This window comes from Curtobacterium sp. MCPF17_003 (assembly GCF_003224385.1).
GTDB classification, from domain to species: domain Bacteria; phylum Actinomycetota; class Actinomycetes; order Actinomycetales; family Microbacteriaceae; genus Curtobacterium; species Curtobacterium flaccumfaciens.
Window position 1 is genome coordinate 80446 of the sequence record NZ_QKLC01000009.1, and the last position, 12028, is coordinate 92473.

The following is a 12028-nucleotide window of genomic DNA, read 5'->3' on the forward strand; positions in this document are numbered from 1 at the left end:
ATCCTGCGCGGGGGGTTGACTTCGCCAGGGCGTCCCCAGTACGAGGGGTGCCGGATGGTGCGGGGAGCGCAGCGGACGTCAGAGGGAGTCGCGGAGGCGCGCGGCCTTCTCCTCGACCAGGCGCTCGAGTCCTTCGGCGTACTCGGTGAGCCGCGCCGCGACACCGGGCTCGGAGGACCCGATGATCCGTGCGGCGAGCAGTCCGGCGTTCGCCGCGCCGTTGATCGCCATCGTCGCGACCGGGATGCCGGCGGGCATCTGGACGATCGACAGGAGCGAGTCGAGTCCGTCGAGCCGTGCGAGCTGGACGGGCACGCCGATCACGGGCAGCGTCGTCATCGAGGCCACCATGCCGGGCAGGTGGGCAGCCCCACCGGCACCGGCGATCACGACACGGATGCCCCGCTGGGCGGCACCCCTGGCGAAGCGGGTCATCTTGTCGGGGGTGCGGTGCGCGGACACCACGTCCGCCTCGAACGGGATGCCGAGCTCGGCGAGGATGTCGGCCGCAGCCCGCATGGTCGGCCAGTCGGAGTCCGATCCCATGATGATCGAGACGAGCGGCTGTGCTGGGGCTGCGGAGTCGGTCACACGCCGAGCCTAGCCGAGCAGCACCCGCCGCCAGGTGTCACCGTCACGGCCGATCGTCCGCGCATCGCGGACCCACCGCTCGGCCCGTTCGTCGGGCGCCCCACGCTCGACCGCGCCGCGGACGGCTGCCCGCCAGGCGTCGACGTCGTCGGGGACCCCGACCGCTCCGTACCGCCCGGCCACGGCGTACGACGGCCGGTCGGAGACCACGGCCGGCAGCCCGAGTGCCGTGTACTCCAGGAACTTCAGGTCGCTCTTCGCGCGGTTGAACTCCTCGTCGCGCAGCGGCGCGACCCCCGCGCGCCAGCGCGCGCGGTGGGCGACGAGCCAACGGGAGAACGCCGGGTAGTGCCCGTCGGGCACCTCGATCCGGCGGAACCAGTCGGCGTCACCGTCCTCGGTGACGCCGATGACCTCGAGCCGGATCGGGGTGCCGTCGGCGGTGGTCAGGTCGGCGAAGACGTCCCTGAGCAGTTCGAGGTCGGCGGCGTGGGTGAGCGTTCCCATGTACAGCACGCGGTGCTCGCCGGTCGGCCGTTCGTCGTCGTCCTCGGTCGCGCCGGACGTCCACAACCCCGGGTCGAGGGCGTTCGGCACGACCACGACGTGCCGGGCGACGGGACGCACCACCTCGGCGAGCTCCGGCGTGCTCACGATCACGGTGTCGGCGCCGCGCACCAGGGCGTCGATGGAGGCCAGGCGGTCCGGGTCGTACTCGGCACGGGCAAGCCGTGCCCGGCCGGACGCCGTGAAGAAGTCGTCGTCGACCTCGGCCACCACCCGGATCCCCCGCCGCGCCGCGGTCTCGAGGAAGGGCTGCACGACGGTGCGCGGCAGGACGTCGCGCTGCACGAGGACCGCGGTGTACGCAGTGGTGTCCGTGCCCGCGACGAAGGCCACGGGATCGACCTGTCGGACCTCGGCGGCACCGGCGGACGACAGGTGCTCCACACGGCGCACGACGCGCACGTGGGCGGACGCGGGGTGTGCACCGCCCCCGCCCGCGACGACGTACCCGAGGACCGGCAGCGGCGCGGCCGGAGTGGCCGGCGCCTGCTGCTGCTCGGGCTGACGCTCGTGCTCGGCATCGGGACGCGGGGCACCGACGACGGCGCGGCGGAGTCGACGGGCGGCCCGGCGGAGGAGATCACGCGGCATGGGTGCCATTCTCCCGCACCCGCCGGACGGTCGCGGTCGCCCAGGCAACCGCTCCGGTCGCGGTCGCGGTCGCGGTCAGCGCACCTGCACCGTCGCGCACCCCAGCGACGTGTCGCCGCCCTTCCCGATCCCGACCGCGGTGAGGCACACCGACCGCTTCCCGGACGCGACCGGCACCGACCCGGTGAACCCGTGGTGCTCGCCGCCGCCGTGGACACGGTCGACGTCACTGCGCTGCCGGTCGGCGACGAGACTGCCGACGACCCGGCCGCCGACGCTGACCCGCACCGTGACCGGACGCTGCACGGCGTCACGGTCGAACGCCCACCCCCGGACGCTGACCCGGCCGGCGGATCCCGACGACGCCGCGTCGCGTCGGCCGACCGGGGCTGCGACGGGCACCGTGATGCTCCGGCACGGGCTCGCCGTCCGGTCCGCGCCGATGTCGATGTTCCGGGCGATCGCGCACACGGTGTGCTTCCCCGCCCCCGCGGCCACGATCTCGGCGAACCCGTGCGCAGGACCGGCGCCCCAGGTCCGGTCGACGTCGGCCCGGGCCCGACCAGCGGACCGGGACGCGACGACCCGACCGTCGACCGTGAACGCGACCGTGCTGGCCGTGTCCGGAGCGTCCCCGTCGAACGCCCAGCCCGTCACGGCAACGCCACCGACCGCGACGCTCACCGACTCGAGGCCGACGTACGGGTCGTGCCGGTGGGCACGCACCCTCGCGCACCCGAGGTCGGCGTCGGACCCCGCGCCGATGTTCACCGCGGTGACGCAGACCCGGCGGAAGCCCTCGGCGGCCGGCACCGCGGTGTCGAACCCGTGGGTCTCCCCGACGCCGTACGCCGCGTCGACGTCCGGGCGGGTGCGGTCCGCGCTCAGCACGCCGGCGGAGACACCGTCCACCGTCGCCCGGACCCGGACCGGTTGCGTCGGGTCGTCCTCGTCGAAGGCCCAGCCGCGCACGCGGACACCGCCTCCGGCACCGACGACGGCCTCGAGCGCGCCGCGCGGGGCCAGGTCGGCGGTCGGCACCCCGAGCCGGGCGTTCGCGACCAGCGCCTGCGCGTAGGCCGAGAACCACTTGCCGGCGGCCGGGGCACCGTTGCAGGTGCCGTCACTCGCGCCGGGGGTCTTCACCCACAGCAGGGCGTCGAGCGCCGTGCCGTCGGACACCACCCGGGGCGAGGTGCCGAGCCCGGCGCCCGGCCCGTTGCACCAGGTGCCGCGCCAGCCCTGCCCGTTGCGCGAGGTGTCGATCACGTAGTGCGAGCCCCCGGTCGCGGCCGACACCTTCTGCGCGTACGCCTGCTCCTGGGCGGTCGGGTAGTAGTTCGCGACGTTCGTGAAGAACCCCCGGGCCTGCTGCACGCCCGCGCTGTTCAGCCGCGACGCCATCAGCGCAGGCTGCACCCAGTTCGAGTTGCCGGCGTCCAGGTAGGCGGGGACCCCGGCGGCGGTCAGCCCGGCGACCGTGCGGGAGAGGATCCGGTAGCGCTGCTCGTCGAGCGCGGTGCTGCACTTGGCATTGCTGAGCATCGCGAGCGAGTCCGGTTCGACGATGACGGCTGCGCGGTGCCCGGCGAGCGCCGCGGTGACCTGGTCGACCCAGGCGTCGTAGGAGCGCTCGTCGAAGCCGCCGGCGGAGTACCCGCCGCAGTCGCGGTCCGGGATCGCGTAGAGCACGAACACCGGGGTGGTGCCGGACTGCTCAGCCCCGGTGAGGGCGGTGCTGATGGTCTTCGTCAGCTGCGTGCCCTGGCTCCAGTCACCGAGCCAGGTGGCGACGGGGTAGCCGGCGATGGTCCCCGCCGCAGCGGCTCCGGCCGGGTCGGTGGCGGCGAGGGCGGCCTGCGCCTTCGCCGCCTCGCTCGTGGGCGACCGGTACGGCCCGGCGCCGTAGAGCGACGCGGACGTGGCCGAGCGGATGGTGGCGGCCGAGGTCGCTGCGGACGCGGTCGCGGTCGGCAGCAGTCCGGCGACGGCTGCGACGAGGGCGACGGCGGCGCCGCAGACGGCGGCACGGCGCGGGCGGCGGCGCATGGAGACTCCCTGGACGGTGGGCGCGGACCCTTCCAGGGGAACACGCGCTCCCGACCCCCGCCAGCCTCCCGAGCGGGTGGCACCCGAGGGGGTGTCCGCAGAGCGACCGACAAGTGTGTCCCGCACCCGTGACGGACGGGAGGCCCGTGGCGGCGTCGCCACGGGCCTCCCGTCCGTCATCCGGTCACGTCGAGGACGCGACCTCAGTCGTCGAAGTGCGCCGCGGCCGCACGGGCGCGGTAGACGACCTCGTCGACGTCGTCGCCGAGCACCGTGACGTGCCCGATCTTCCGGCCGGGCCGGGGCGCCTTGCCGTAGAAGTGGTACTTCGCCTCGGGGAAGGCCTCGAGCGCTGCGGGGTACCGGGCGGCGAGGTCGCCGTCCGCGGGTCCGCCGAGCACGTTCACCATGACGGACGCCGGGGCGAACGAGCCGGTGGCTCCGAGCGGCAGGTCGAGGACCGCTCGCAGGTGCTGCTCGAACTGGCTCGTGGTGGCGCCGTCGATGGTCCAGTGCCCGGTGTTGTGCGGACGCATCGCGAGCTCGTTGATCAGGATGCGTTCGTCGTCGGTCTGGAACAGCTCGACGGCCAGCACGCCGGTCACCCCGAGTTCTTCGGCGATGCGGACGGCGATCGACTCGGTCAGGTCGGCGATCCGGCCGGCGCTGTCAGGGGCCGGTGCGATGACCTCGGCGCAGACCCCATCGCGCTGCACGGTCTCGACGAGCGGCCAGGCGACGACCTGTCCGGAGGGTCGGCGCGCCACGGACTGCGCGAGCTCGCGGGTGAAGGGGACGAGCTCCTCGACCAGGAGGGCCTGGTCGCCGCCGGCCTCAGCCACGGCGATGAACCAGTCGTCGACGTCGGAGGCGTCGGAGACGACCCGGACGCCCTTGCCGTCGTAGCCGCCCCGCGGGGTCTTGACGACGGCTCGGCCACCGTGCTCGGCGAGGAAGGCACGGAGTTCGTCGGGACCGTGCACGGCGGCCCAGTCGGGCACCGGCAGCCCGAGTTCGCTCAGCCGGCGGCGCATGGTGATCTTGTCCTGGGCGACGGCCAGCGCGTCCGGACCGGGGTGGACCGCCACGCCCGCGGCGACCAGGCTGCGCAGGACGTCCTGCGGCACGTGCTCGTGGTCGAAGGTCACGACGTCGACCTGTCGGGCGAACTCGAGCACCGTGGCGGCCTCGTGGTAGTCGCCCTCGGCGGTGGCGGCGATGCCTGCGGACATGCCCGGCCCCTCGGCGAGCACCCGGATGTCGATCCCCAGTTCGACCGCGGCCGGCACCATCATCCGTGCCAGCTGTCCCCCACCGATGACCCCGACGCGCAACGCCATGCTGTGTGATCCTTCCGGCGCTCCCACCGTGCGGTGTGAACGCGTTGTCTACAATCGCTGTTCGGGTCGCGCTCTGCCCGACCGGTCACAACTCTACGGATCCTGGAGGGCTCGTGCGGCGTCTCATCGCCCAACTGGCACGCTTCGGCGTCGTCGGTGCCGTCGGCTTCGTCGTGGACACCACGGTGTTCAACGTGCTGCGGTCGACCCTGCTGAACCCGGACGACGTGCACTCGGGACCGTTCTGGGCGAAGGTGGTCTCGACGACGGTCGCCATCTTCGTGAACTGGATGGGCAACCGGTACTGGACGTTCCGCGAGCAGCGACGGGCCGTGGCCACCCGCGAGGGGGTCGAGTTCGTCGTCGTGTCCCTCGGCGGCATGGTCATCTCGCTCGGCTGCCTCGCCGTCTCCCACTACGTCCTCGGCTTCACGTCGGCGCTGGCCGACAACATCTCCGGCAACGTCATCGGGCTGCTGCTGGGCACCGTGTTCCGCTTCTGGCTCTACAAGGTGTGGGTCTACCACCCGGAGCGCGCCGGACGCACCGGACCGGACGAGCGCACCGGAGCCGACACCGTCGAGGACGCGACCGTCGCCACGACGGCCCGGTCCGAGGCGTCGGGCCACTAGTCTCGAAGCGATGCAACAGGCACCGCACCCCATCGTCACCCGGGCGGAGGCCCTGCGGACCGCGGCGCTGACCGCCGCGTTCGGTCTCTGGCTCGTCCTCTGGGCGCTCGTCGTGCCGGTGTTCCAAGCACCGGACGAACCGGCCCACTTCGACGCCGCCCTGCACGTCGCGACCGGCTCCGGCTGGCCCGACCCGGGCACCCTGCACGTGTCGAACGCCGTCGCGGCCGCGCAGCAGGAGCAGGCCTCCGCCGATGCATCGTCCTGGTCGACCGTCAGCGCGTTGCTGCAGGAGCACCCCGGCGACTCCCCGACGGTGAACCAGATGACCCAGCACCCACCGACGGCGTACCTGGCGGACGCCGCCGTGCTCCGGGTCCTGCACCACGGCTCGTTGCGCTGGGACCACGCGCTCGTCGCCCTCCGGCTCTTCGACGCCGCCCTCGTGTCCCCGCTCGCGCTGCTGACGTGGGCAGCGGTCCGCCGTGTGACCCGCTCGCCGCGCGCGGCACTGTTCGGCGCGCTCGCCCTGTTCGCCGTGCCGCAGCTGGCGTCCGTCGGCGCGTCGGTGACGAACGACGCCCCGGTGCTCCTGCTCGGCGGCACGGTGGTGTGGCTCGCAACCCGGCTGCTCACGGGCGACCTCCGCCGCCGGACCCTGCTCGCCCTCGCCGTGGCGCTCGGACTCCTCGTCGCGACGAAGGGCACGGGACTGCCAGCGATCCCCTTCGTGGCGCTCGTGGTGCTCCTCGCGGGCGCGGGCACGCTGACCCGTGGTGCACGCTCCTTCCGGACGGGTGCCGCACTCGTCGTGGCGGGGGCGATCGGCGCGTGGTGGTGGGTGCGCAACCTCCTCGTGTTCCACACGCTGCAACCCGACGGCTACGCCGCGATCCGGCCGGACCGTCCGTTCCCAGCGGGTGAGCAACCGTCACCCGGGCACTTCCTCGACGTCAGCTGGGGAACGCTCGCGCGGACGTTCTGGGGGTCCCCCGGTCAGCGGGCGCAGGTGAGCATCGGTGACACCCTGACCGCCGTCCTGACCGCCGTCGCCCTCGTCGTGCTCGTCGGCTGGGCGTTCCGGCGCGGACCCACCCTGGTGCCGGCGGTGTGTCTCGCGGTGTTCCCCGGACTCCTGCTGCTGCTGCAGACGGCGAGCAGCGCCCGGGCGTACCTGGACACCACCGAGGTGGCCGGCACCCAGGGCCGCTACCTGTTCCCCGCACTCGTGTGCCTCGTCGCGCTCAGTGCCCTCGCGTGGCGGCGGCTCACGGGGCCGGGCGCCGGACGGACCGTGCTCACCCGGTCGCTCGCCGTCGCGCTGCCGGCGGTGGGGCTCTGGGGGCTCGCCGTCGTCAGCGCCTGGTTCTGGAACGCCGCCGACGGCCCCCTGTCGGCGACGAGCGTCGGGCGGTACGCGGCCACCGGTCCGGTGCCGTTCGCCGTGGTGCTCCTGGTCGCGGTCCTCGTCGCAGCCGGGATCACGGTCGGCGTGGCCGGGGTGTGGCGGCCGTGGCCCGTCGGCGTCAGCGCTCGGCGACCCGGATGACGTCCACGGAGCAGGACTGCTGCGGGGCGCCCTTGGCGTCCGAGCAGACCTGGTACACCGGGAACGAGCCGACCACCGCTCCGATGGCGGAGTAGTCGCGGACCTGCGGGTCGCGCGGGTTCGTGTAGTTCAGGAAGTACTGCACGCCCGCTTCGCTGAGCAGGCCGACGAAGGCCGGGTCCTGGTAGTCGTACGCCTGCCCGTCCTCGCCGTACATCTGCGCACCGAGCCGGAACGCCACGAGCACCGTGTTGCGGGTGTTCGTGCCGAGGATCCTGCTGCCGGCGGGGATGACGTCGGACGCCAGGAGCGCGTCGACCAGCGGCTCGTCGGGGTCGATGACCTCGCCGAGGACCTGTCCGGCCGGGATGCCCGACGGGCGGACGTCGTACGTCGAGAACGGGGCGCGGACTCCGTTCACGTTCTGACTGTACGAAGCGACCACGACCAGCACGCAGCCGAGGACGGCGACGACCTTCCGGATGCGTCGGCCGCGCCGCACCGCGCGCCAGAACGTGGGCAGCAGGGCGCCGGCGACGAGCACCGAACCCGTGAAGAGCGGCAGGTAGTACCGCGCGTTGCCGCCCGCCGTGTCCACCGTCGCGATGCCCGCGTACCCGAGCAGGTACACGCCGGAGAACAGCCCGACGATGCTCGCGAAGACGAACCGCCGGTAGTGCACCACCCCGGCGACGGCCGCACCGACGAACACCACCCCGATGGCCAGGGTGAAGGGCGCGAACGAGCCGATGCGGGTGAAGTAGAAGGGCAGCGCTTCGAGGCGCTGCTCGACGTAGTACCGGACCTTGCCGACGAGCGTCGTCGTGCTGCTCTCGTCGGGCTCGGCCGCGACCGGTGTGCCCGCAGGCAGCCGGACCGGCAGCTCGCGCTCGGCGGTGTACACGCCGGCCTCGTACAGCGACGGGGTGCGGTCCTCGTTCGGCGACACCGCCAGCCCGTTCGGCGGCGAGGGGATGCGGACCGCCTGGTAGTCCTTGCCGGACGTGTCGGAGAACTTCTTCGAGACGTTGACCGTCAGTGACGATCCGAGCTCGATGCCACCGAACTTCGCCGACAGCGCCCCCACCCAGGGCGCGGAGAACAACACCGCCGTCAGGAGCGCGACCACCGGCAGCAGCAGCGACCGCGGTTCTCGTGCGTCCCGCGGGTCCTGGAACCACCGGACGAGCGCCCACGACGGCACCACCACGAGGAACACGGGGACCAGGAACGCCTTCGTGCAGTACCCGATGGCGCACACCAGTCCGACGACCGCCGCGGCCACGACGATGCGCCGGACCGAGCCGTGCCAGGCGCGGTCCGCCGCGAGCAACGACCACACGAAGAGCAGGCCCCACAGCAGCACGAGGGTGTCCGGCGTCTGCAGGGCGACGTTCGCCAGCATCAGCGGGGCGGTCGCCACGATCGACCACGCGGCGGTCCAGCCGTTGCCGGTCGTCCGCAGCAGCAGCCACGCGCCGATGCCCATCACGGCGGTGCTCGCCGCCAGGTTCACGATCGCGAACGCCGTGCTCGGTCCGGACCCCATGACCAGGAACGGTGCCATCAGCCAGGAGACCATCGGGGACCAGTAGCCGTTGACCGCCTCGGCCCAGTGCCCGCCGGCGTACTGCTCGGCGATCGACATGTACGAGATGCCGTCGATGTTGGTCACCTCGAGCCGCGTGCGGTACGCCACGACGCCGACCAGGACCGCGGCGACGAGCAGCAGCGCAGCGTTGGCCAGGATCGAGGAACGCGACGGGTGCCGCCCCTCGTGGAACGCGCCGAACCGACGACGGTGACGCTCCCGCTCCCGCGTCCGTGGCCCGGCCGCGTGCGCGACAGCACGTGGCGGCACGGTCGTCCCCGTGTCTGTGTCCGCGATGCCCGTGCTGCCGCCCCCCGGGATGATGCTCAGCGCCCCATGCCGCGGTACGTGAAGCCCGCCGCGGTCCAGGCGTCGCGATCGAGGCAGTTGCGGCCGTCGATGACGACGGGCGACGCCACGAGCGCGGCAGCGGCGGTCGCGTCGAGCTCGCGGAACTCGGTCCACTCGGTGAGCACGAGCACCAGCTCCGCTCCCCCCAGCGCCTCGGCAGCGCTCTCGACGTAGTCGAGCTCGGGTCGCACGCGGCGCGCGGTGACGACGGCCTCGGGGTCGTACGCCGAGACGACGGCGCCGAGTTCGTGCAGGCGGGCCGCGATGTCGAGGGCCGGCGAGTCGCGGACGTCGTCGGAGTTCGGCTTGAAGGCCAGGCCGAGCACCGCGACGCGCTTGCCGCTGACGACCCCGCCGAGCAGCTCCTGCGCCAGCTCGACGACGTGGGCGCGACGGCGCAGGTTCGTGGCGTCGACGTCGGCCAGGAACGCCAGGGACTCCCCGACGCCCAGCTCGTTCGCCCGCGCCTGGAACGCACGGATGTCCTTGGGCAGGCAGCCGCCACCGAAGCCGAGGCCGGCGTTCAGGAACTTCCGGCCGATGCGGGCGTCGTGGCCGATCGCGTCGGCGAGCGCCGTGACGTCGGCACCGGCGACCTCGGCGATCTCGGCCATCGAGTTGATGAACGAGATCTTCGTGGCGAGGAAGGCGTTGGCGCTGATCTTCACGAGCTCGGCGGTGGGCAGGTTGACGACGAGTCGGGGCGTGCCGGTGGACAGTGCCTCGGCGTAGACCTCGTCGAGAGCGGCGACGGCCTGTTCACCGGCCTCGCCGTCGGGCACGCCGTAGACGAAGCGGTCCGGCGCGATGGTGTCCTGCACGGCGAAGCCCTCACGCAGGAACTCGGGGTTCCAGACGAGGGTGGCACCGGGGACGGCCTCGCTGACCTCGGCGGCCAGGCGTGCGGCGGTGCCGACGGGCACGGTCGACTTGCCGACGACGAACTCGCCGGCGGACAGGTGCGGGGTGAGCGCGGCGACGGCGGCGTCCACGTAGGTCAGGTCTGCGGCACCGGTCGGACCCTGCGGGGTGCCGACGGCGAGGAAGTGCACGCGGGCGCCGGCGACCTCGGCCATGTCGGTGGTGAAGCGGATCCGACCGGACTCGAGGGCCTCGGTCAGGATCTCGGGCAGGCCCGGCTCGAAGAAGGGGGCCTCGCCCGCGGCGAGCCGCTGGATCTTGGTGGGGTCGACGTCCACGGCGACGACCTCGTGTCCGAGTTTGGCCATGGAGGCGGCGTGCACGGCACCGAGGTAGCCGCAGCCGATCACAGAGATACGCACGTCGAAGACGGTACCGGTTTCTCGCCGAACTCTCATCACGGCGCCCGCTGCGACGCCCACGGCGACGCTCGCGGCGGCCGGGGTCAGGCCCGCACGTCACCCCACGGCGGACGTTCCGGACCGCCGACGATCTCGTCCCAGTCCGGCTCACGGTGCCGTCGCCTGGCCTCGTACGCCTCCACCAGGTCGTGCAGGACGGCGACGACGAGGTCGGCGTGCGGCACGTCGGCGAGGACCACCGCCGGGTCGTCCCCGGGGAACACGAGCACGTCGCCGGAGCGGAACAGCCCCTGCAGCCCGCGGCGCCGCACGGTGACGTCGTAGCCGCGGGAGTGCAGGAGCTCCCGTCGGGTCCGGGTGCCGAGTCCGTTGACCACGACCAGGCGACGGGTGGTGACGACGTACCGCTCCGACATCCAGCGGAACAGCGGGACGGCACCGCCGAACACGACGAGCACCACGACGACGAGCGCGACGACGGCGTTCAGCCACGCCAACTGCGCCTGGAACACGCCGAAGCCGAACCCCCCGGCCGCGGTGACGAGCACGACGAACACCGCCGGGCGCACCAGCCGACGAGCGTGCGGTCGCAGGCGCGCGACGACACGTTCGGGCGGAGGCTCGGCGGTCATGCCGTCATGCATACCGCAGGTGGGTGACGTCTCCCACCGCGACGCCCCTGGTGACGCCCGCCTGGTCCCGGATCGTGATGCGACCGGCGTCGTCGATGCCGGTCGCGTCGGCCTCCTCGACCGTCCCGTCCGGCAGCTCGAGGCGGATGCGGCGACCGATCGTGCCGCACGCCGCACGGACGTGGGACCGGACCGTCTCGGCGGCGGGACCACCCGTGACCAGGCCGGCCACCGCCTCCAGGACGGACCGCAGGAAGGCGGACAGGACCGCGTCGGCCAGGGCGGGTGCGTCGTCGACCGCGCCGGCGAGCAGGAGCGAGGTGGACGTCGGGGTGGGCAGCCGATCCGCCGGGATCGTCAGGTTCACGCCGGCCCCGACCACGACGCTGCCGTCGGCGGCGACCTGGCAGAGGATCCCGCACACCTTGTCCCCGGCGACCTGCACGTCGTTCGGCCACTTGACGACGACGTCCGCGCCGGCGGGGAGCACCGACGCGATCGCGTCGCGCATCGCCGCGCCGGCGACCAGCGGCAGCCAGCCGCGGTCGTGGTCGTCCAGGTCCGCACGGACGAGCACGCTCGCGGCGAGCGTCTCACCGGCCGGAGCGGCCCAGGTGCGGTCGAGCCGACCCCGCCCCGCGGTCTGGTGCAGGGTCGCGAGGACGCTGCCGTGCTGCTGCTCCGGGGCGCCGGCGAGCAGGTCCGCGTTCGTGGACCCGGTCTCCGCGGGGGTGGTCATCGTCGCACCCGCCGACCGGACAGCCTCGCTGGTGGCGGGGAACGACGGCGACGGGGATGTGGACATGCACGCAAATGTACGGGCAGGAACCGTGGGGGTCCTCCAACCGGCAG

At 73.3% G+C, this 12028-nt stretch carries 10 protein-coding genes; 2 read left to right on the forward strand and 8 right to left on the reverse strand.

The window, feature by feature from the left end:
- Positions 1-78 precede the first annotated feature (78 nt).
- From purE to DEJ30_RS10740, 4 genes are all read right to left on the reverse strand, one after another.
- A complete protein-coding gene (purE, locus tag DEJ30_RS10725) occupies positions 79-546 on the reverse strand; it encodes a 5-(carboxyamino)imidazole ribonucleotide mutase (protein ID WP_071244222.1) in 468 nt (155 codons plus the stop codon).
- A 54-nt stretch (positions 547-600) separates the two neighbouring features.
- On the reverse strand, positions 601-1749 hold the full coding sequence (locus DEJ30_RS10730) for a glycosyltransferase (RefSeq protein WP_146238564.1): 1149 nt from the start codon (positions 1747-1749) through the stop codon (positions 601-603).
- 75 nt (positions 1750-1824) lie between these two features.
- A complete protein-coding gene (locus DEJ30_RS10735) occupies positions 1825-3798 on the reverse strand; it encodes a glycoside hydrolase family 6 protein (RefSeq protein WP_110861251.1) in 1974 nt (657 codons plus the stop codon).
- Positions 3799-4001: 203 nt separating this feature from the next.
- A complete protein-coding gene (locus DEJ30_RS10740; protein ID WP_110861253.1) occupies positions 4002-5138 on the reverse strand; it encodes a 5-(carboxyamino)imidazole ribonucleotide synthase in 1137 nt (378 codons plus the stop codon).
- Positions 5139-5251: 113 nt separating this feature from the next.
- On the opposite strand from DEJ30_RS10740, the gene DEJ30_RS10745 reads away from it, so the two are divergent.
- Together DEJ30_RS10745 and DEJ30_RS10750 are read left to right on the forward strand one after the other, a co-directional pair.
- Positions 5252-5770 carry a GtrA family protein gene (locus DEJ30_RS10745; protein WP_110861255.1) on the forward strand — a complete coding sequence of 173 codons (519 nt, stop codon included), beginning with the start codon at positions 5252-5254 and terminating at the stop codon, positions 5768-5770.
- Between the two features lie 10 nt (positions 5771-5780).
- A complete protein-coding gene (locus tag DEJ30_RS10750; RefSeq protein ID WP_110861257.1) occupies positions 5781-7319 on the forward strand; it encodes a DUF2142 domain-containing protein in 1539 nt (512 codons plus the stop codon).
- Here DEJ30_RS10750 and DEJ30_RS10755 read toward each other — a convergent pair.
- The 4 genes from DEJ30_RS10755 to DEJ30_RS10770 all read right to left on the reverse strand — a co-directional run bounded on the left by DEJ30_RS10755 (position 7297) and on the right by DEJ30_RS10770 (position 11981).
- Complete coding sequence (locus DEJ30_RS10755) at positions 7297-9180, reverse strand: hypothetical protein (protein ID WP_110861259.1); 1884 nt, start codon at positions 9178-9180, stop codon at positions 7297-7299. The genes DEJ30_RS10750 and DEJ30_RS10755 overlap by 23 nt on opposite strands.
- 56 nt (positions 9181-9236) lie before the next feature.
- On the reverse strand, positions 9237-10544 hold the full coding sequence (locus DEJ30_RS10760; RefSeq protein ID WP_110861261.1) for a UDP-glucose/GDP-mannose dehydrogenase family protein: 1308 nt from the start codon (positions 10542-10544) through the stop codon (positions 9237-9239).
- 83 nt (positions 10545-10627) lie between these two features.
- The gene (locus tag DEJ30_RS10765; RefSeq protein WP_181420097.1) at positions 10628-11176 is read right to left on the reverse strand and encodes a PH domain-containing protein; all 549 of its coding nucleotides are present in this window, start codon (positions 11174-11176) and stop codon (positions 10628-10630) included.
- A gap of 4 nt (positions 11177-11180) precedes the next feature.
- Complete coding sequence (locus DEJ30_RS10770; RefSeq protein ID WP_220032952.1) at positions 11181-11981, reverse strand: biotin--[acetyl-CoA-carboxylase] ligase; 801 nt, start codon at positions 11979-11981, stop codon at positions 11181-11183.
- Between the last annotated feature and the right edge of the window lie 47 nt (positions 11982-12028).